This window comes from Algoriella xinjiangensis (assembly GCF_900115015.1).
GTDB lineage: Bacteria > Bacteroidota > Bacteroidia > Flavobacteriales > Weeksellaceae > Empedobacter > Empedobacter xinjiangensis.
The window spans coordinates 37,873-59,669 of sequence record NZ_FOUZ01000004.1 but is presented as its reverse complement, the minus strand read 5'-3'; the positions used below and the strand labels follow the sequence as shown (position 1 = coordinate 59,669).

Annotated in this window: 18 protein-coding genes and 4 tRNA genes; 15 read left to right on the top strand and 7 right to left on the bottom strand. The window is 30.7% G+C overall.

Annotated elements, in window-relative coordinates:
* Window positions 1–98: 98 nt before the first annotated feature.
* The 7 genes from BM072_RS04510 to BM072_RS04475 all read left to right on the top strand — a co-directional run bounded on the left by BM072_RS04510 (window position 99) and on the right by BM072_RS04475 (window position 2,327).
* Window positions 99–794: an AIM24 family protein gene (locus BM072_RS04510; RefSeq protein ID WP_092906986.1), complete on the top strand. Its 696-nt coding sequence runs from the start codon at window positions 99–101 to the stop codon at window positions 792–794.
* The gene (locus BM072_RS15605) at window positions 795–947 is read left to right on the top strand and encodes a uracil-DNA glycosylase family protein (RefSeq protein WP_125113531.1); all 153 of its coding nucleotides are present in this window, start codon (window positions 795–797) and stop codon (window positions 945–947) included. It abuts the gene before it with no gap.
* A gap of 10 nt (window positions 948–957) precedes the next feature.
* On the top strand, window positions 958–1,605 hold the full coding sequence (locus BM072_RS04500; protein WP_092906984.1) for a tetratricopeptide repeat protein: 648 nt from the start codon (window positions 958–960) through the stop codon (window positions 1,603–1,605).
* A 329-nt stretch (window positions 1,606–1,934) separates the two neighbouring features.
* Window positions 1,935–2,007 (top strand) — tRNA-Gly (locus BM072_RS04490).
* Between the two features lie 32 nt (window positions 2,008–2,039).
* A tRNA-Leu gene (locus BM072_RS04485) sits at window positions 2,040–2,123 on the top strand.
* Between the two features lie 27 nt (window positions 2,124–2,150).
* Window positions 2,151–2,223 (top strand) — tRNA-Gly (locus BM072_RS04480).
* A gap of 20 nt (window positions 2,224–2,243) precedes the next feature.
* Window positions 2,244–2,327: transfer RNA gene (locus tag BM072_RS04475), tRNA-Leu, on the top strand.
* 126 nt (window positions 2,328–2,453) lie between these two features.
* Here BM072_RS04475 and rho read toward each other — a convergent pair.
* Window positions 2,454–4,106, bottom strand: coding sequence for a transcription termination factor Rho (gene rho / locus BM072_RS04470; protein ID WP_092906982.1), 1,653 nt, complete (start codon window positions 4,104–4,106; stop codon window positions 2,454–2,456).
* A gap of 174 nt (window positions 4,107–4,280) precedes the next feature.
* On the opposite strand from rho, the gene BM072_RS04465 reads away from it, so the two are divergent.
* The 5 genes from BM072_RS04465 to prfA all read left to right on the top strand — a co-directional run bounded on the left by BM072_RS04465 (window position 4,281) and on the right by prfA (window position 10,549).
* Window positions 4,281–4,694, top strand: coding sequence for a DUF4293 domain-containing protein (locus tag BM072_RS04465; protein ID WP_092906980.1), 414 nt, complete (start codon window positions 4,281–4,283; stop codon window positions 4,692–4,694).
* Between the two features lie 206 nt (window positions 4,695–4,900).
* Window positions 4,901–7,084, top strand: coding sequence for a glutamine synthetase III family protein (locus BM072_RS04460; RefSeq protein ID WP_092906978.1), 2,184 nt, complete (start codon window positions 4,901–4,903; stop codon window positions 7,082–7,084).
* A gap of 184 nt (window positions 7,085–7,268) precedes the next feature.
* Window positions 7,269–8,102 carry a T9SS-dependent choice-of-anchor J family protein gene (locus BM072_RS04455; protein WP_092906976.1) on the top strand — a complete coding sequence of 278 codons (834 nt, stop codon included), beginning with the start codon at window positions 7,269–7,271 and terminating at the stop codon, window positions 8,100–8,102.
* A 438-nt stretch (window positions 8,103–8,540) separates the two neighbouring features.
* Complete coding sequence (locus tag BM072_RS04450) at window positions 8,541–9,347, top strand: T9SS type A sorting domain-containing protein (RefSeq protein ID WP_092906974.1); 807 nt, start codon at window positions 8,541–8,543, stop codon at window positions 9,345–9,347.
* A gap of 110 nt (window positions 9,348–9,457) precedes the next feature.
* A complete protein-coding gene (gene prfA, locus BM072_RS04445; protein WP_092906972.1) occupies window positions 9,458–10,549 on the top strand; it encodes a peptide chain release factor 1 in 1,092 nt (363 codons plus the stop codon).
* Between the two features lie 145 nt (window positions 10,550–10,694).
* Here prfA and BM072_RS04440 read toward each other — a convergent pair whose 3' ends face one another.
* From BM072_RS04440 to BM072_RS04425, 4 genes are read right to left on the bottom strand one after another with little or no spacing between them, the layout of a single operon-like run.
* Window positions 10,695–12,266 carry a DHA2 family efflux MFS transporter permease subunit gene (locus tag BM072_RS04440; RefSeq protein WP_092906970.1) on the bottom strand — a complete coding sequence of 524 codons (1,572 nt, stop codon included), beginning with the start codon at window positions 12,264–12,266 and terminating at the stop codon, window positions 10,695–10,697.
* Window positions 12,267–12,287: 21 nt separating this feature from the next.
* On the bottom strand, window positions 12,288–13,481 hold the full coding sequence (locus BM072_RS04435; protein ID WP_092906968.1) for an HlyD family secretion protein: 1,194 nt from the start codon (window positions 13,479–13,481) through the stop codon (window positions 12,288–12,290).
* An 11-nt stretch (window positions 13,482–13,492) separates the two neighbouring features.
* The gene (locus BM072_RS04430; RefSeq protein ID WP_092906966.1) at window positions 13,493–14,794 is read right to left on the bottom strand and encodes a TolC family protein; all 1,302 of its coding nucleotides are present in this window, start codon (window positions 14,792–14,794) and stop codon (window positions 13,493–13,495) included.
* Window positions 14,784–15,413: a TetR/AcrR family transcriptional regulator gene (locus tag BM072_RS04425; RefSeq protein WP_092906964.1), complete on the bottom strand. Its 630-nt coding sequence runs from the start codon at window positions 15,411–15,413 to the stop codon at window positions 14,784–14,786. The genes BM072_RS04430 and BM072_RS04425 overlap by 11 nt, the downstream gene beginning before the upstream one ends.
* A gap of 116 nt (window positions 15,414–15,529) precedes the next feature.
* Here BM072_RS04425 and BM072_RS04420 point away from each other — a divergent pair, with 116 nt between their 5' ends.
* The 3 genes from BM072_RS04420 (at window position 15,530) to BM072_RS04410 (ending at window position 18,343) form a co-directional block, all read left to right on the top strand.
* A complete protein-coding gene (locus BM072_RS04420) occupies window positions 15,530–16,792 on the top strand; it encodes a DUF2851 family protein (protein WP_092906962.1) in 1,263 nt (420 codons plus the stop codon).
* The gene (locus BM072_RS04415; RefSeq protein ID WP_092906960.1) at window positions 16,793–17,014 is read left to right on the top strand and encodes a PspC family transcriptional regulator; all 222 of its coding nucleotides are present in this window, start codon (window positions 16,793–16,795) and stop codon (window positions 17,012–17,014) included.
* Window positions 17,015–17,149: 135 nt separating this feature from the next.
* Window positions 17,150–18,343: a ComEA family DNA-binding protein gene (locus BM072_RS04410; RefSeq protein ID WP_092906958.1), complete on the top strand. Its 1,194-nt coding sequence runs from the start codon at window positions 17,150–17,152 to the stop codon at window positions 18,341–18,343.
* Window positions 18,344–18,423: 80 nt separating this feature from the next.
* On the opposite strand, the gene BM072_RS04405 is transcribed toward BM072_RS04410, so the two are convergent.
* Both BM072_RS04405 and crcB read right to left on the bottom strand, forming a co-directional pair.
* A complete protein-coding gene (locus BM072_RS04405; protein WP_092906956.1) occupies window positions 18,424–21,336 on the bottom strand; it encodes a M16 family metallopeptidase in 2,913 nt (970 codons plus the stop codon).
* A 79-nt stretch (window positions 21,337–21,415) separates the two neighbouring features.
* The gene (gene crcB / locus BM072_RS04400; protein ID WP_177190253.1) at window positions 21,416–21,790 is read right to left on the bottom strand and encodes a fluoride efflux transporter CrcB; all 375 of its coding nucleotides are present in this window, start codon (window positions 21,788–21,790) and stop codon (window positions 21,416–21,418) included.
* Window positions 21,791–21,797 lie beyond the last annotated feature (7 nt).

Genomic DNA, 21,797 nt, shown 5'->3' with positions numbered 1-21,797 from the left:
TTAAAAACTAAATAAATTATAATAATTTAAGTGTTACATTTTTGTAACACTTTTTTTATGTAAAAATGTTATATTTAAAAGAATTTAAAACCTAATTTATGAGCGAATTTACAATTAGTCAATTTATAGAAAAGACAAAACAAAACGATGCTGAACACGATTATTTTGAGTTAGAAAAACCTCAAATGCTTGAGATTAATTTAAATAATCAAGCTGTTTGGACAAAAGCGGGAAGCATGGTTGCGTACACGGGAAATATTAAGTTTGAACGTGAAGGAATGTTATCGGGCGGTTTAGGTAAATTTTTGAAGAAAACATTATCAGGTGAAGGAGCAAAGTTAATGAAAGCCGAAGGTTCTGGACGTTTGTATGTTGCAGATTCTGGTAAAAAAGTACAGATTTTACAAATGAATAGCGAAGCAATTTGCGTAAATGGAAACGATGTTTTGGCACATGATCAATCTTTAAAAAGTGATATCACGATGTTAAAAAGCATTGCAGGTATGATGGCTGGTGGTTTATTTCAAGTAAAATTATCAGGATCGGGAATGGTTGCAATTTCTACACACGGCGATCCGTTGACGTTATTGGTTACACCCGAAAACCCTGTTTTTACAGATCCTAACGCAACAGTTGCTTGGTCTGGAAACTTATCTCCCGAATTAAAATCAAATGTATCCTTAAAGAGTATTTTAGGAAGAGGAAGCGGAGAAGAATTTCAAATGAAATTTTCTGGAAGCGGTTGGGTTTTGATTCAACCTTACGAAGAAGTTTATTTTCAAGAAGGCAAATAAATGATGAAACAATCATTTTTACCCATATTATCAAATGAGCCCAGGATTTTAATTCTGGGCTCTTTGCCTGGCGATTTATCAATAAAAAAAAATCAGTATTACGCACATCCACAAAATAGATTTTGGAAGATTTTAGAAATTATAAAGTATTAAAAAGCGAAAGATGAAAAAAATATTATTTTTAATTATTATTTGTCAATTTAGCTGCAAAGGCCAAGAATATTGTCCAGAAGGAACAAATTTATTACCAATGTACGGGCAGATTAAAAAATGCAAAGAACAACTTGATTCTGATAAAAAATTCATTGCAGAGTCAGAAAAGCATTTTGGTGACGAAAAAAAAGCATCTAAATTTTATGTTTCGAAAGGTTGGGAATATTTCTATAAAAATGAGAATGAAATATCTATGAAAAGATTTAATCAAGCTTGGCTTTTAGATGAAACCAATCCTGAAATTTATTGGGGATTCGGTAATTTATTGGGGAAAAAAGGAGAATTTGAAAAGTCAATAAAATATTTTGAAAAATCAATAGAAATTGACCCAAAAAATGCGAAAGTTTATGAATCAATTTCCATAAGTTATGGGCAAATTTTCTATAAAACAAAAAATATTAAATACTTAGATTTAACAATTGAGAACTTAAAAAAAGCTGTGAAAATTGAACCGGAAAATGGAAGAGCATTCGCACAGTTAGCAAGCTCATATTCATATTTTGTACAAAAGGACAGTTTAAGAAAATATATAAAAATTACTGATAGAATAGATCCTAATCTTATTAATCCAAAAATTAGAGAAATAGCAAAAAAATAAGTAAAATACTACTCTAAAATTTTAATGTCATACCTCTAAATTATAAGAAATAGATTTAAAAATATTGATCAATTACATTTCTTTACCAAGTACAAGTCCAGCAAATGCTCAATATTCTTTAGATAGATTAATCGAAATTTGGAAAAATGCCTTGATTTGAACGGATAATTAGCAATCAAAGGAAATAAATTAAAAAAAGTTTGAAAAAATATTTAGTGCTAAATTTTTTAAGTTGAGAAACTTAGAAAGTAAAGTTATAAAAACATTAAAAAATAATCTCTTAAAAGTTTTGTAATTAAAAAACCTACTCTATATTTGCACTCACAAACGCGGGAATAGCTCAATTGGTAGAGCGTCAGCCTTCCAAGCTGAATGTTGCGAGTTCGAGTCTCGTTTCCCGCTCTTTGAAATATTAGATTCAAAAATCAAATTTTGCCTTGGTGGTGGAATTGGTAGACACGCAGGACTTAAAATCCTGTGCCCATTAGGGCGTGCGGGTTCAAGTCCCGCCTGAGGTACTTTTTATTTGATTTTTGCAATTTTACGCGGGAATAGCTCAATTGGTAGAGCGTCAGCCTTCCAAGCTGAATGTTGCGAGTTCGAGTCTCGTTTCCCGCTCTATTACTAAGGTAATGGATGCCTTGGTGGTGGAATTGGTAGACACGCAGGACTTAAAATCCTGTGTCCATTAGGACGTGCGGGTTCAAGTCCCGCCTGAGGTACTAAAAGCTCAAGAATTTATTTTCTTGGGCTTTTTTTACGTCCAATAATTTTAGAATTTAATTAAATAAAAAAAATCCATCTTGAGATAATCAAGATGGATTTTTGTGTTGTATAAAAATTAATTTCTATCCGTTCATAGAAATTAAAAATTCGTCATTGTTACGTGTGTTTTTAATACGCGAATGTAAAAATTCCATTGCCTCTACAGGATTCATATCCGATAAATGGTTACGTAAAACCCACATTCTTTGTTGTGTTTTATCGTCAAGTAATAAGTCATCTTTACGTGTAGAAGAATTAACAAGGTCAATTGCAGGGAAAATACGTTTGTTGGCAATCTTACGATCCAATTGTAATTCCATGTTACCAGTTCCTTTAAATTCTTCGAAAATAACTTCGTCCATTTTAGATCCTGTATCAATTAAAGCAGTTGCAATAATTGTTAAAGATCCACCATTTTCGATGTTACGTGCAGCTCCAAAAAAACGTTTTGGTTTGTGTAATGCATTTGCATCAACTCCTCCAGATAATACTTTACCAGAAGCAGGCGAAACAGTGTTGTATGCACGCGCTAAACGTGTAATAGAGTCTAATAAAATAACAACATCATGTCCACATTCAACCATACGTTTTGCTTTTTCCAAAACAATATTCGCAACTTTTACGTGGCGATTTGCTTCTTCATCAAACGTAGATGCAATAACTTCTCCGTTTACAGAACGTTTCATGTCTGTAACCTCCTCAGGACGCTCGTCAATTAAAAGAACAATCAAATAAACCTCTGGGTGATTTTGTGCAATACCGTTCGCAATATCTTTTAATAAAGATGTTTTACCGGTTTTTGGTTGCGCGACAATCATACCACGTTGACCTTTACCTATTGGTGTAAATAAATCAATTACACGATTTGATAAAGCTTTGGAATGACTAAGATTAAATTTTTCGTTAGGGAAAAGTGGAGTTAAATGCTCAAAAGCAATTCTATCACGTACATAATCTGGTGTACGACCATTAATTTCTTTGATTTTAATCAGCGGAAAATATTTTTCACCTTCTTTCGGTGGGCGAACTTCTCCTGTAATTGTATCTCCGGTTTTTAAACCAAATAATCTAATTTGAGATTGAGAAACATACACATCATCTGGTGATGATAAATAATTAAAGTCTGATGAACGTAAAAAACCGTAATTATTATCCGGTAAAATTTCTAAAACCCCTTCTGTTTGTATAATCCCATCAAATTCATAATTCGCAGCGCGGTATTTATTTTTTTGATTTTGATGATTGTTGTGATTATTTTCGTTTTGAGGGCGTTGATCAGATTGATTCGTATTCTTATTGTGATTATTTTTCTTCTGATTCGGGTTTTGATTCGGATTTCTGTTGTTACGATCTTGGTTTTTTTGTGGTTTTTGATCGTTACTTTCTACTTTTTCAACTTCAGTTTCTGTAGTAGTAGAAGTTTCTTTTGTAGTTTCAGCTTTTATTTCGGTTGTTTTAACCTCAACTTGCTGTTCAACTTTTTCGTTATCCGAATTTTCAACGCGCTTACGCTTTGGTTTGTTATCCTCGTTCAGCTTAGCTTCAGGCTTTGCTGTAGTTGGCTTTTTAGGTTCGGCTTTTACTTCTTCAACCTTTGGTTGACTTTGTAATTGCGCTAAAATTGCATCGTGCAATTCACCTTTTTTTAACTTTTTATAACCATCTACCTTAAGTTGCTCGGCAACTTGTTGTAAATCTGGTAATTTGAATGATTTTAATTTTTCGATATCGAACATAATCCTATAACAAAGGTATTAATGTGTATATTTTTTTGAATACAATAAAGTAATTGGGAATCATAACAATAGAATTGTTATAAAGCGTATAAATTTGAGATTTATTAATGCAATAGTACGAATAATTATAAAAACTCAAAATTTTTTTTTACATTTGTATACGAAATAAAAGAAATGATTCAGAGAAAGCAAAGTATTTATTTATTCTTTAGTGGAATAATCTCAAGTATATTCGCAATGAATTTTGATAAGTTATTTGATATTCCATTGCAATGGTTATCAAATCCAGAAAAAGGAGATTATATTTTTTCAATTGCGTTTTTTGCATCAGCTTTAATTTCATTTTTAACCATCATGCTTTTCAAAAAGCGTAACATACAATTAGTATTAGATGGGTTAAACATTGTGTTGAATGTTATATTAATTGGTTCTTTTTTATACTGTCTATTCACATTACCTGGAGAAGAAAATTCTGAGAAGGGTATTTGGGCATTAGTTCCTTTAGCTTCGATTGTGCTTCTGTCAATTGCCAATCGTTTGATTAAGAAGGATAATGACCTTGTAAAATCAGTAGATCGTTTCAGATAAGGCCAACAACTTTTTATATTATGAGTGTCGAGAGCAGTTTTAAAGCAATTTAAAACTGCTTTTTTTGTTTCTATACATTTTTCAGCTACTATATTTAGACGGTTTATGTAAAATAATAGTAAAAATTTTATTTACCCCCTAAAAAAATAGGGGTGTGTATTATTTTTTGTTTTATTTTTGCTTCATCAAACAAAAAAACAACCATAATGTCTACATTACGATTTAAAGCATTAGAAAAAACAGTTAATAAACAAGCTGAAAAGATTGTTATTGAAGAAAGATTATCAGTTTTATTCAATCAAAATGTATTTTCTCATGACACAATGAGAGAATATTTGCCAAAACCAGCTTTTAAAGCAATTATCTCTGCTAAAGAGAAAGGAACTAAAATTCCACGTGAATTTGCTGATCAAGTTGCATCTGCAATGAAAGATTGGGCTATTTCTAAAGGAGTAACACATTTTACACACTGGTTTCAGCCATTAACTGGTACAACTGCAGAAAAACACGATTCTTTTTTCCGTCCAACAGAAGATGGTCGTGCAATTGATACTTTCGAAGGTTCTACATTAATTCAACAAGAGCCAGATGCTTCTTCATTTCCAAATGGAGGAATTCGTAATACATTCGAGGCACGTGGTTACACAGCTTGGGATCCTACATCTACAGCATTTATCATCGGAACAACATTGTTTATTCCATCTGTATTTATTTCTTACACAGGAGAAACTTTAGATTATAAAGTACCATTGTTAAGAGCTTTACAAGCAGTTGATGATGCAGCGACAGATGTAGCAAAATTTTTTGACAAAAATGTAACAAAAGTTCAATCAACTTTAGGATGGGAGCAAGAATATTTCTTGGTTGATTTAAATTTATATAATTCTCGTCCAGATTTACAAATGACTGGTCGTACTTTGGTAGGACATTCTCCTGCAAAAGGTCAACAATTAGATGATCATTATTTTGGAGCAATACCAATGCGTGTAATGGCTTATATGCAAGATTTGGAAGTAGAATCTATGAAATTAGGTATTCCAATTACAACTCGTCACAATGAGGTTGCGCCAAATCAATTTGAGTGTGCGCCAATGTTTGAGGAGGCAAATCAAGCGGTTGATCACAATTCATTGTTAATGGATTTGATGGGACGTATTGCTAAAAAACATGATTTTAAAGTTTTATTACACGAAAAACCATTTGCAGGTGTTAATGGATCTGGTAAACACAATAACTGGTCTTTATCTACAGATACAGGTGAAAACTTATTATCTCCAGGTAAAAATCCAAAGAAAAATTTACAGTTCTTAACGTTTTTTGTCAATACAATTAAAGCGGTTTCTGAATATGGAGATATGTTACGTTCTGCAATTGCAGAAGCTGGTAACGATCACCGTTTAGGAGCAAATGAAGCACCTCCAGCAATTATTTCTATCTTCATCGGATCACAATTAACAACTGTTTTAGATGAATTAGAAAAAGTAAGAGAAGGAAAATTATCTCCTGAAGAAAAAACAGAATTAAAATTGAATGTTGTTGGTAAAATTCCAGAAATTTTATTAGACAATACAGATAGAAACAGAACTTCACCATTCGCGTTTACAGGAAATAAATTTGAAATTAGAGCTGTTGGTTCATCTGCAAACTGTGCAGAAACAATGACGGTTATTAATACAATTGTTGCACAACAATTAAAAGATTTTAAGAAAGAAGTTGATGCTTTAGTTGAAGGTGGATTATCTAAAGATGAAGCAATTTTTAATGTATTGCGCGAGTATGTAAAATCTTCTCGTAATATTTTATTTGAAGGAGATGGATATTCTGATAATTGGGTTGAATTGGCTGAAGAGCGTGGTTTAAACAATTATAAAACAACTCCTGAAGCTTTAAAATTAGAATTAAATCCAAAATATATTGAGATTTACGAGAAAACAGGTGTATTATCTGCTCGTGAAGTTGAAGCGCGTAACGAAATAAAGTTAGAAAAATATTCGACTAAGATTTCTATCGAAGCAAATGTTTTGGTTGATTTAGTTTTATCACAAATTATTCCGGCAGCTGTTACTTACCAAAATGTTTTGGTGAAAAACGTAAAAGGTTTAAAAGATATTTTTGCTGATGAATTTAAAGATTTAGCTAAAAATCAAATTGATATTATCCGTGCAATTTCTACACATATTAATGCAATAAAAGCTGCAACAGATAAATTAGTTATCGAAACAAAAGCTGCAAGTGAAGTTTCTAATCACCAAAAACAAGCAGAATATTATGGTGCTAATGTGAAACCATTGTTTGATATAATTCGTTACAATTCGGATGAATTAGAAGAATTAATCGATAACAATTTGTGGCCATTAACAAAATACCGTGAAATGTTATTTACACGATAAAATATCTAATTATATATTAAAGCCTTCGTTATTGAAGGCTTTTTTTATTTATATTTTCAACAAAAACGTGTTTATTTTGAATAATTATAAAAAAACAAATTTTTGCATTATAATATTGTTGTTTCATTTTTTTTTGTTAGTTTTACAAAAACATTAATATTTAATTAACACTAAAAATTTATTTATGAAACAAATTTTATTTTCTTTTTTAACAATTGCTGCAGTTTCTGCAAATGCTCAAAGTGTAGTTTATTTCGAAGACTTTAATAAAGCAACAACAACTACTCCGCCTGCAGGATGGGTTTTTGAAGACATGGATGGAGATGGTTATAATTTTGGAGATATGTATTTTGTGCCAGATACAGCTGGACAACCATCTACACCAATTTCTTTGATATCAAGATCTTGGCAAGTTGCACCATTAACACCTGATAATGCTGCAACGTCACCATTAATTGATTTAACAAAGGTATCTGGACCTATTAAATTAGAGTGGAAAGTTACAGCAGCTAATAACACAGCATGGAATAGTGAGAATTATTCTGTTTATGTACATACTTTAGAAGATGTTTATGAAGCAGTTTTAGAAACTCCAGTTTTTACTGAAACTTATAAAGGAGCTGGTGGTATTCCAGGGGTGCAAACTAAGAGTGTAGATATTTCAGCATTTGCAGGTAAAAGTGTTTTTGTAACATTTAGACATCATAACGTGACAGATATGGATTATATATCTTTAGATGATGTAAAAGTAACGGGAGAAACATTAGGTGTAAGTGATTTAAATCAAGCTAAAGTTTCTATTTATCCTAATCCAGTTCAGGATGAATTCAAATTAAATTTAAGTCAATCTTATAATTCGTCTAAAGTTCAAGTTACTGTTACAGATTTAACAGGGAAAAAAGTTAAATCATTCTCAGGAAATGAAACTTATAATATTTCTGAATTAAATAAAGGAATTTATATTCTAACTGTTACAGATGGAGTAAATAAATTTACTCAAAAAATTATCAAAAAATAATTTCTAAATTTTTAAAATAATTATAAACCGACGATTAATCGTCGGTTTTTTTTTAATTCAATTTTTAATTGCTAGAGTTATTGAACATTTATATTCAATAAAATAATACGCAGACTTAATTAATGTGTTTGAAGGAGAGTAGATAAATGAAACTGGTTGAATTAACTAAAATCGAAAAAAAAGATGTAATAATCAATAAAATTCAAGAATTAGCAGAACAATTTGTAGGTATTTACAAAGTATATGGAATATTATTTGTACGATAAATATCTAATTAAATGAAAAAATTCTTAATATTAATATGATTCTTTTATATTATTTCAATAAAACGGTATTTATTTTAAATAATTATAAAAAGCAAACTTTAATACAAAAATATTCTTTTTCATTTTTTTTTAAATAAGTTTATAAATCATTAATTAAACATTAAAAAAAATCATGAAAAAATTTTTATTCTCTATTTTAACACTATCTACCTTATCTACATTATCAGCTCAAACGGTTATTTGGTCTGATGATTTTAATGATAAAGACATAAGTGATTGGACGCTGATTGATGCAGATGCAGATGGATTTAATTGGTATGTAGTTCAGATGGCAAATACAAATTTGTATCCTACTCCTGTATTAAGATCTATTTCATGGGCTAATAAAGCATTAAAACCAAATAATTATGCTATTACTCCAAAAATTGATTTAAGTAATTATAAGCAAGGTGAAAAAATTACCTTAAAATGGAAGGTTTCTTCTATTGATAAAAATAGTGATAAAGAACAATATACTGTATGTGTTTCTAAATCAAATGTACAAGCTGATATATTAGCGAGTGACGTTTTTTTTAATGAAAAATCGTTAGATGGCGTAAATGTATTGACAGATCGCTCGTTAGATGTCTCTAAATTTGCAGGAGAAAGCAGTGTTTATATTACTTTTAGACATCATGATGTAACAGATCAATTTTCGATTGAAATAGATGATGTATCTCTTGTTGCAGGAACCTTAGCTGTATCTGAAGTTAATTCTAAAAAAATATCAGTTTATCCAAATCCAATAACAGCCGATTTTAAAATTGATTTACCAGCAACAGCTAAAAATATTAAAGTTGAAGTTGTTGACCTAACAGGTAAAAAAGTCGCTTCATTTTATAAAGCAGATAGTTACAATATCTCTAATTTACCTAAAGGTGTTTACATCTTAAAAGTAAAAGGAGATAGTGAATTTACTCAAAAGATTATCAAAAAATAATTTCTAAATTTTTAAATAATATAAAAAACCGACGATTAATCGTCGGTTTTTTTAATTCAAATTTCTTGAATCCCTTGAGTTATTGTATCTTTGCAATCCAATAAAAGAATATGGCAGATTTAGGTCTATTAGATAAATTAAGAGCAATCAAACAACGTTTCGATGAGGTTTCGGATTTAATTATTCAGCCAGATATCGTGACAGATCAAGCTCGTTACGCAAAATTAAACAAAGAATATTCTGATCTTAAAGACTTTGTAGAAAAGCAAAAAGAATACGAAGATTTGATTAATGTGATTGATGAAGCAGACGAAATAATCGCTGATGGTTCTGATGCTGAGATGGTTGAGTTAGCTAAAATCGAGAAAGATGAAGCAATCAATAAAATTCCAGAAATAGAGGAAGACATTAAAATGATGTTAATTCCGAAAGATCCAGAAGATGATAAAAACGTTATCGTAGAACTACGTTCGGGTACAGGAGGAGATGAGGCTGCAATTTTTGTGGAAGATGTTTACCGTATGTATACAATGTATTTTAAGGAAAAAGGTTGGAAACATGAGGTTTTAAACTCATCTGAATCTTCGGGTAAAGGTTTTAAGGAGCTTATTATGCAGGTAGAAGGTAATGCTGTTTACGGAACTTTAAAATATGAATCTGGTGTTCATCGCGTACAACGTGTTCCAGAAACAGAATCTCAAGGTCGCGTACACACTTCGGCAATTACGGTTGCAGTTTTACCAGAAGCAGAAGAAGTCGATGTAACAATCAATCCGGCAGATTTAGAATATCAAACATCTCGTTCGTCTGGTGCTGGAGGGCAAAACGTAAATAAGGTAGAGACAAAAGTACAATTAACACATAAACCATCTGGTATTGTAATTGTATGTCAAGAAGCACGTTCTCAGTTAAAAAACAAAGAAAAAGCGTTGCAATTATTGCGTACAAAATTATACGAAATTGAGTTTGAGAAGAAACATTCTGAACGTTCTGCTCAACGTAAATCATTGGTATCAACTGGTGACCGTTCGGCGAAAATTAGAACGTACAATTATCCACAAGGTCGTGTAACAGATCACCGTATTAATAAATCTATTTATAATTTGGATAACTTTATGAATGGTGATATTAATGAAATGATTGATGCTCTTAAAATGGCAGAAAATGCAGAGAAATTAAAAGGTTCTGATGACGATTATTAAAATCGAATCAGTCTAAAATAAATAAAAAAGCGTTTCAATTTGAAACGCTTTTTTTGTGAATATAATTTGAAAGAAAAAATCCATCTCAATTAATTGAGATGGATTTTTAGGTATAAAAAACTTGAAAATAAAATAATTATTCTTCTTAATGTCCCGCACTAATTACTTTACCCGCACCTTTTTTGATGAAGAATAAAATAAACGGTATACAGATTAAAAATACAACTCCTAAATACAAGAAAACGTCCATATACGTTAATACAGTTGCTTGTTTGGTTACTTGTAAATCGAGTAAATTGTAAGCTTTATTAAGTGCTTCGTTTGGCGCGAAACCTTTTCCTATAAAACTCATCTGCAAATTTTCGATGTATTTTTGAACATCATAATCAGATGAATCAAGATGTGAAACTAAATTCATGCGATGACCAACAGTTAAACGTGAAATAAAAGTGGTGATAATTGCGATACCAAAAGATCCACCCAATTGACGCATCATTCCAGTAAAAGCGGCACCTTCTCCAATTTGTTGTCCTTTTAAACTTGATAGGGATAAAGTTGTAACGGGTACAAACAATAAGCCTAATCCAACTCCACGTACAATTAATGGCCAAAAGAAATGTTCTGATCCTGTGTCTGGTGTAAGTATTTGTGACGACCAAAAACTGTAACAGAAAAAGATTAAGAATCCTCCTGCAACTAAGTATTTTGGCGAAACACCTTTTTGTAACATTGTTGCAATAATTGGCATCATAAAGGCAGTCATTAATGATGAAGGAATTAATAATAATCCTGCATCAGTAGCTGTCCAACCTAAAATTGATTGCGTATAAATTGGTATAATAAATGTTGATCCGTATAAACCAAATCCTAAAATAAAGGATAAAATTGTACCAATTGCTAAATTAGAATCTTTAAGTACACGTAGGTTTACAATTGGATGTTTGGCAATTAATTCTCTCCATACAAAAAGTATAAATCCAAAAACTGTAGAAATACTTAAAATTACGATTGTAGAATCGCTAAACCAATCGTCTTGTTGACCATGTTCTAACACATATTGTAAAGATCCTACGGCAATTGCTAAAAGTATAATTCCAATAAAATCGACTTGACTTAGTTTAGATTTTTCTGCATATTTAGGACTTTTAACAAACATTATTGTTAACATCGTAGCAACAATTCCAATCGGAATATTGATGTAAAAGATGTATGGCCAAGACCAATTATCAATAATATATCCTCCAAGTGGTGGTCCTAATGTTGGACCAACAATAACACCCATTCCGTAAATTGCCTGTGCTAATCCACGTTTTTCGGGCGGATAACTTTCGGTAATTATGGTTTGCGAGGTTACCAATAATGCACCACCTCCTAAACCTTGTATAAATCTAAAAAGGATAATTTCCCATAATGAAGACGCATTTCCACAAAGAAAAGAGGCGACTGTAAATATGATAATTGAGGCAGCAAAATAGTTGCGTCGTCCAAATTGTTGAGACAACCAACTTGTCATCGGAACCACAATAACATTGGCAATTGCATAGGCAGTAACTACCCACGCAATATCGGTTAAAGAAACACCCAAACTACCTTTCATATCATTCATGGCAACGTTAACAATTGTAGTATCTACAATTTCTAACAGCGCACACATAATGGCAGTAATGGTTATAATTACACGTCGTGAACCATATTCAACTAAATTATTCTCTTCCATAATTTTTCTGAATAGGTGTTATTATTTCGTTGTAGTATTCGATTTTAAAAGAATGTCAGCCTCAACGTTCATACCTGGACGAATTAGTTTTAACATTTCGTCATTCTTATCAACAAACTCGATTTTAATCGGTAAACGTTGAACTGTTTTAACAAAGTTACCAGATGCATTATCGGGTGGCAATAGCGCAAATTTAGCACCTGTTGCTGGAGATAATGAAGTAACTTTTGCTTTAAATTCGTGATTTGGATAAGCATCAACTTTAATTACAGCTTCTTGTCCTTCTCTAATATTTTCTAATTGCGTTTCTTTATAATTCGCAACAACCCAAAGATTATTTGTTTTTACAATGTTGAATAATGCTTGACCAGCTTGTACCAATTGACCTGGTTGTAAGTTAATTTTAGAAACTTGACCATCTTCGGCAGCAATTACATACGTATATGATAAATACAACTTAGCATTTTCGATAGTTGTTTTGCTTTGACCAATTGTTGCTTCTGCAACTTTTATTTGAGCTTTAGAAGCATCTGCTTGCGCTCTCGAAGTATTGACTTGTTTAGCCGTTGCTTCAGCTTGTTTAGCCGTCGCATTCATTTGTGCTTTTGCAACACTTAATTGTTCTTGTACAACTCTCAACTGTTTTTCTGCAGTTTCTTTTGCAGCCAAAGCTTGCTCATATTGTTGTCTTGTAATTGACTGATTTTGGAACAATTTATCGTAACGATCAAAATCATTTTTCGTTCTCCAAACTTGTACTTTTGCAGCTTCTACATTGGCTTGTGCAGTATTTACACTTGCTTGCGCAGTTTCTATTGTTGTATTTGCAGCAATTGCACCAGCTTGTGTAACACCAATTGCAGCACCAGCAGTACTAACGCCTGCATTGGCAACACCTAATTGACCTTCTGCTTGTAACAATGCATCTTGTGATTGTTGTAATTTCAAGGCAAATTCAGATCCATCAATAACAACTAATGTGTCTCCTTTTTTTACCATTTGATTATCTTCAACTAAAATCTTTTTTATGTAACCCGATACTTTTGGAATTACAGGTGTAATTTTAGCTTCTATTTGCGCATCATCAGTAATTTCGTGCGCTTTTCCGTGCAAATATTTATAAACACCATAGCCTCCTCCAATTAGCACTAATGCTACAAGAACAACTATAAATTTGGTATTCATTTTTTTCTTTTGTTGATTATTTTCTTCCATCTTTAAGAGGTCTATTGTATGTTTTCTAATAAAATTCCTGTTGTGTAGTAGTATTCGTAAACAGCTAATTGCTCGTCTGCATCTCCTACAATTTGATTAATTTTTGCTTGTAATTGCTGCACGTCTGCTTCTAGTAAATCATCTGTATCAGCTAAACCATTGTCATATTTATCTTTCACAATACGATAATTTTCATTGGCTTGTTCTACAGCTTCTTTGTAAACGTTATTTTTCTTTTTTGATAAATCAAACTTTTGATAAGCATCGTTCATTTCAACTTTAGCTTTATCAATAGTTGTTTCTTTTTGCAATTCGTTTTCTAATTTCTGCGCTTTTGCAATTTCAACTTCAGCTTTATTTTTGTACAAAGAAGAAAGATCATATTTTAAACCAACACCAACATTTGTAGCATTGGTAACAGAAGCAACTTTATCAATATCCATTGCAATATATCCTGCTGATAAAGCCAATTGTGGATAATAATCTGCTTTTGCAATTTTGATTTGATTTTCTGCCATTTGATTTTTTAAATCGTAGCTTTTTACATCTGTACGACTCATATAATCTCCAGCATTTTGATGAAGCGTGTTTAAACTTTCTACATTTTCTACATGAACAATTTTTGAATCATCTTGTCCAGTCAAAATATTCAATCTATAATTGATGTTTTTGTATTGCGTTTCAGCTTCGTCAATTGCAACTTGTACATTTGATGATTGCAATTTTGCGCGTAACAAATCATTTCTAGAGATAATTCCGTTATCCAAAAAATTCTGAAAATCTTTTACACGTTGATTTGCTCTAACCATGTTTTCATTCAAAACATCAATAGAACGTTGCGTTTTGTATAAACCAAAATATAAATTGATTGCTTGCCAAACCACGTTTTCTTTTGTTCCTTCGATTTGTAGATTTGATAAATCAACCATCAATTCGCTTTGCTTAATTCCGTTTTTAATTTTGAATCCTGCAAACAATGGAACAGAAGCGCTTGCTTGTCCTAATAATAATTGACTTGGCTCTATTCCTCCACCAGAAGAACCTGTCGAATTTCCCATCGGAATTTTTAAATCTACATTTGTTGTTGTAAACAAATGCATGTATTGTCCGCTAAGCGACACGTCTGGTAAACGATTGTTTTTTGCACTTTGCACCTTATACTCACTCGTATTTTTAGCAGCTTCGGCAACTTTTACAGCTTTGCTATTCTGTAAACTTTGTTGAATTATCTCCTGTAAAGACACATTATTTTCTTGTGCCTGAGCTAAAGTTGCAATAACTAAACAAATCGGTAAGAAAAATTTATTTTTCATCGTATAGTAAAATTGCTTTTAAAGAATCAATTAAGTAAGGGTAATATTCGGAATGAATGCGTTGTTTAAACTCTTCATGCGTCTTAATTCCCCATAATTCTAAATATGTTTTTTCGTTTAATATTAAGTAAGAAGTTCCACCAATTACAACCATAACTACAGCTTCTGCTGGCGCTTCTCTTTTAAAAACACCTTTTTGATAACCTTCGCTAATCACTTTTTTGATCGAAACTAAATTCTCTATTTTTAGTCCATTTATTTGTTGTGCAACTTCTAAAATCGAATCTTTTTTAGCATATTCTCTCACCATAATGCGGTGAAATTCATGATTATCTAAAATTCGATTCAAATAAGTTTTTAGTATTTCCTGGAGTTTTTCAAAAGGCGTTAAACTAGAATTTTGCGCAATATCTTCTAATATTGTATTCAAATTATAAATTCGCCAGCTAAATAATGCTTCAACTAATTTATCTTTCGAACCAAAATAATAGCTAATCATAGCGACATTAATTTTTGCTTCTTTCGAAATCTCGCGAACACTTGCCGCATCAATTCCGCGAATACCAAAAACTTTTTCCGCAGCTTTTAAAATCTCTATTTTCTTATCACTTATTTTCATGGTTTTCAAAAAATGAACGCGCAAAGTTAAACAAACGTTTAATTAAATTTAATATTTTAATTAATTATTTTCATAAATTTAATTAACTTACTGTATAAGATTAATTTATGAAATAAATTTTTCTACATTACATCTGGAATTTCAAGCTGTTTACGCATCAAGATTTGCGAACTTATCATGGCGATTACATTGAAATTGTAAATATTGGACAGTATAATATGAATGCTGGTCCAGATTTTTTGCATGCCGAAATTGTAATTGCAGATAAACTTTGGTCGGGTTCTGTGGAAATGCATGTTAATTCTTCGGATTGGAATTTACATCATCATTCAACCGATTTATCGTATCAAAATGTAATTTTACATGTTGTGTGGAATCATGATGTAGAGATTGATTTTTTGAGACAACGAAACGTTCAAACCTTGATTTTACAAGATTTTATTAAGCCAGAAATTGTTTATAATTATGAAACAATTATTCAATCTAAATTTGAAAAAATATATTGCGAAAATTTTATTTCTGGTTTAGACTTTAGCGATTTTTCTTTTTGGTTTGAACGATTATTAATTGAACGTTTTGAAGAAAAAACGGAAGTAATTGAAAAAATGTTAAGTGAAAATCAACAAAATTGGGAAGAAACGTTGTTTAAAAGTCTTGCCAAAAATTTTGGATTAAAAGTAAATGTTGAGATTTTTGAACTTTGGGCAAATTCATTTCCGTTTAAAGTTTTACAAAAAATACAATACGACGCGTTAAAAGTTGAAGCATTGTTTTTTGGGCAAGCTGGATTTTTAGATGAAGTTTATGAGAATGATTATTTTAAGCAATTAAAAAATGAATATAATTTTCTAAAACAGAAGTTTCAATTACATTCAATTTCATCGCATTTATTTAAGTTTTCGAAAATGCGTCCAATTGGTTTTCCAACAATTCGTTTAGCGCAATTGGCTTCTATTTATGCGACGCATCAAGCATTATTTTCGACAATTATTCAACTTAAAAATAGTCAAGAATTTTATAAATTATTTGATAAACTAGAATTAAATCCTTTTTGGGAAACGCATTATACGTTTAAAAATGAGTCAAAATCTGTCAATAAAAAACTATCAAAAGATAAAATAAATAATTTAATCATCAATTCTTTTATTTCGATTCGGTATGCTTTTGAACGAAATAACAATGAAGTTGAGATTGATTTTTACTTGGATTTATTGAATGAAATTGAGCCTGAACATAATTCTATTTTAGATGAATTTGAGCGTTTAGGATTTGTAAATAAATCGGCTAAAGATTCGCAAACCTTAATTCATCTCAAAAAAAGATATTGTCTCGAAAAAAAATGTTTAAATTGCGCTATCGGACATCATATTTTAAGATAAATGAAAGAGAATATTAGAAATTTTACTGAAAATGAATGGTTTAATGTAATCTCACGATTTGCAGATAAATTGGGCGTTCGTGTTTCTAAATTGCGCTTAATTTTTATCTATTTATCTTTCGCAACTTTTGGTTTAACAATTGTTGGATATTTTATTATGTTATTTTTCTTTTGGATAAAAGATTGCTTTGTAATCAAAAGAAAATCTGTATTCGATTTGTAACCACTTAATTACAAATACTTAAAACCTTTTTTATACAATTAATATTGTAACTTTCTTATCTATTGAAGGTTATATTGTTTTGCAATAAAGTGACGTGTTTGATTTGGTCTGTTTATAAAACGTAACAACTATCAAATGAACTATCTAAAAAAGTCTACTTTTTATTTATCAAAATCGCAACGATTTAGTTTGTATTTGCTTTTTATTTTAATCTTATTGTTTGAAATTTTTCAAAATTTTTTCATTCAAAAAGCAGATTTTGAATTAACGCAAGCAGATAGAATTTTATTAGAATCGTACAAAAATCAACTTGATACAAAGAAATCATCGTTTGCTTCGTACTCAAAAAATAATTTTCACGATTCGATAAAAGCATTTAATCCAAATGATTATTCGGTAGAAGATTGGATGAAAATCGGTTTTTCTGAACGACAAGCTGAAGTTATTTTAAAATACAAAGGAATTGTTGGCGGAGAATTTACAAGTAAAGAGCAAATCAAAAAATGTTATGTAATTGATGCTGAAAAATACAAGGAATTAGAGCCTTATCTTTTACTACCCGAAAAATCTGAATCAACTTTTGAAAATAAATATTCGGAACAAAAGATTGCTTACCGAAATTTCGATCCAAATGATTTGCCTCAACAAGGTTGGGAGAAATTAGGTTTTTCGCCAAAACAAGCGGAAGTCATCATGAAATATAAGCAAATAGTTGGTGGAAAATTTACAAGTAAAGAACAAATTAGAAAATGTTTTGTAATAAATGACGAGAAATATAACGAAATGCAAACGTATATTTTATTGCCAGAAAAATCAAAACAAGATTTGAAACAAGATAAATATCAAGCGAAAAAAACAACATATTCAAAGTTTAATCCGAATAATTATAGCGCGAAAGATTGGCAACAAATAGGTTTCTCAGGTAAACAAGCTGAATCTATTTTGAAGTATAAAAATATTTTGGGAGGTCAATTTAAGTCGAAAGATCAATTGAAAAAATGTTACATGATAAGTGATGAAAAATTTACTGAAATGGAACCTTATATTGATTTACCAGAAACTGTAGCGTATAAAATAGAAAGTCCTAAAATAGAGTATAAAGAAGTAAAAGAGACCTCTAAAACGGTCTTAAAAGAAAAATTTAATCCAAATAATTTAGATCATCAAGGTTGGATAAATTTAGGGTTTACAGAGAAACAAGCAAATACAATTATGAATTTTAAACGTTCGCTTGGTGGAAGTTTTAAGGATGCAAAAATCTTGAAAAGATGTTACGCAATAAGCGAAGAAAAATTTAAAGAATTAGAACCTTATTTGGTTTTTGAATAAGGTTAGTTTTCATAAGTAGGTTGAATAATAAACGCGCTTTAGATTTCTAAAACGCGTTTATTTATTGTATTAATTTGAGTTTAATAATTGAATAAATCTTCTAAAGTCAATTCTTTTATTTCTCCTAATTTTTGTACTGCTTGCCAGTCTAAATTTGTTTTATTTCCAATCAATCCGACATTATATTTTTGTCCTTTGATGTGTTGATTAAAGAAATTATTTAACTGATCTAGCGTTAAAGTAGATGTTTGCGTATAAATATCTTTGTTAATATCATAGTTTAAACCTCTATCTTGTAACGACAACCAATAAAAGAAAATATTAGATTTTGTATAACGTTTTGTAGCAATTTGTTTTAGCGCAGCTTGCTTAGAATTCTCGAATTGATTTGGTGCTTTTGGCATATTATTCATCAATTCATTCATTGCTTCTACAGCTTGTGGTAATTTATTGGCTTGCGTCCCAATATTTGCTCTCACATAATTGTATAACTCTTTTTTACTTGCATTTGTATAACTCGCACGTGCCGAATAAGCCAACGATTTTGATTCGCGAATTTCTTGAAAAACAATAGATGATAATCCGCCACCAAAATATTCATTAAAAATTCCAGAAGGCGTTAAAAGAGTAGGATCATACTTTGTATCGCGCGCAATAAAATTAATTTCTGCTTGTACCATATCGTATGGTGCAAAATAAACTTTACCGTCTGTTATTGGCTGAGGAAAATCTTTTTTAGCTGGATAAGCTAACTCTTTTCCAAAGTTATGATATTGCTCAATTGCTTTTTTAGTTGCAACTTCATTATTCCCAAAGTAGAAAATTTGATGTTTATAATTAAAGAAATCTTTGATTAATTGCGTCAATTCTTTTGGGTCAATTGCATTAAGTTCTGCTTCAGAAACAATATCTCTAAAACGATTTTCTGCACCATATTGTGCATAAGTATTTAAAGCAACTGCAATTGCATTTTTATTGTTTTTTGCATTTGCTCTCGATTTGATAATCGATTTTACATATTCTTGGTAAGATTCTTTATTTGCAACAGCATCGTTTAATAAATGCTCAAATAATTTTATGCCTTCAGGTAAATTCTTTTGTAAACCAGTTAAATAAACATACGTTCTGTCAGTTCCTGCATTTACACCGTATTCTACACCAATTTTATAAAACTCTTTTTTCAAGTTTTCTGGCGAATATTTAGACGTTCCTAAATAATTTAAGTAATTAACTGCTAAACCTAATTTCTTGTTATGGTCAGATCCCATATCCGAAATGTAGTAAACAGAACTCAAATCATTTGTTTTATTATCGATTGAAGTAAACTTTGTTTTTTTGATTTTCCCTTCTTTCAATTCTTTTTTGAAATCAACAAAAACTGGCTGAATATCTTTTGTTCCGATTTTCATAAAGTTTTTATAGAAATCAGATTCAGCACTACGATTTAATTGAATTGGCGTAATTCCTGGGTTAGAAACTCGAACCAAATCTTTGTTTTCGCCTTGACGTTTGTAAACAATTACATAATTATCGTTGTAATGTTTTTTCGCGAAATCCATCAATTCTTGCTTCGTTACACGTCCCATATCATTGTATTGATCTACAACTTGCGCCCAAGGCATATCGTTAATGTACGATTTATAAAGGCTTGCAGCTAAAGAACGTGAATTTTCCCAACTCTGTAAACGCGATTTTTTTAAATCATTTACAACAGCATCAATCATCCAATCTTCAAATTTACCGTTTTTGATATTCTCGATTTGAGCAAAAATTAAATCACGAACTTCTTCTAAAGATTGTCCTTGTTTTGGCGCACCAGAAAAAGAATGCATTCCATAATCACGGAAAAATGAAGCACCACTTCCAGCGCTTAAAGCTTTTTGTTGTTGGTTGATATTTAAATCGATTAAACCTGCCGTAGAATTACTTAAAATATAATCAATTAATGTAGCATATTTTGCATCAGAACTTTTTGCACCATCAAAACGATAAGCAAATTGTACTCTTTCTGATGAAGGACTGTAAACTTCGCTTGTAACAATAGTTTTTACAGGTTCTTCCTTCGCTACATATTGTGCTGGCGCAGGTTTTGTTGCATAACTACCAAAATGTTTATCAATTAAAGGAACAGCAGTATCAAAATCAAAATCACCAATTAGCATCACCGCCATATTACTTGCAACATAGTATTTGTCGAAATAATTATGAATTGCAACCATCGATGGATTTTTTAAATGCTCCGAAGTTCCAATTGTAGTTTGCGTACCATAATGCGATTTAGGAAATAATGTTTCCATCATTTTATAATAAACCAAGCGGCTATCATTGTCTTGCGAACGATTAAATTCTTCGTAAACAGCTTCTAATTCGGTATGAAATAAGCGTAAAACCAATTCGTTGAAGCGCTCAGATTCTACCATCAACCATTTTTCTAATTCGTTGTTCGGAATATTATTGTGGTAAATAGTTTCTTCTAAAGACGTATGTGCATTTGTGCCAGACGCTCCTAAAGACGAAATTAATTTATCATATTCATTCGCAACTGCATATTTAGATGCTTCTTGCGAAACTTCATCTATTTTTTTGTAAAGTGCTATTTTTTTGGCTGGATCTTTTTCTGCTTTATGTTGTTCATATAAATCAGAAATTTGCTTGATCAAAGGTTTTTCGGTATTCCAATTTTGTGTTCCAATTTTAGAAGTTCCTTTAAAAACCATGTGCTCTAAATAATGTGCTAAACCAGTATTATCTTCTGGATCATTATTAGAACCTGTTTTCACAGCAATATGAGTTTGTATTCTCGGTTCGTCTTTTAATTGAGCTAAATAAATTTTAAGCCCATTTTTTAAGGTATAAATTCGAGTATTCGAAGGATCATTTTCGACCATCTCGTAAACGTATCCTTTATTATCAGTTTTTTTCACGGTATTTAATTGTGCATAAGTAAAAACGGAACTAAACATAATTCCGCAAAAAAGTAATGATTTCCTCATAGCTTATTTTTAAAAATTTCTTAAAAATAAGGATTTTTTATTATCTATTATTGAGGAAATGTATTTTATTGATAATCTATTATTTAAATAATTTAAAACCAATCATTATAAAAAGTAATCCAACCAAAATACTTGAAAAGATATAAAGAATTGGAATGAATATATTTTGTTGTAAAAGATTAAAGTTTTCGTAAGAAAAACTCGAAAAAGTAGTAAAACCTCCACAAAAACCAGTAATCAATAAAAAATTGAAATATGAGTTTCCTAAATTATTTTTGATCGAATAAGCATACAAAGCGCCAATCAAAAAACAACCAATACTATTTGTCAAAAAAGTAGCCAACGGAAATTGTTGCGTATACACTTTTCCAATTCCATACGAAATCAAAAAACGAGCAATACTTCCAATTGCGCCACCAAGTCCGACAAATAATATTGATTTTATGAGATTCATTTTACAA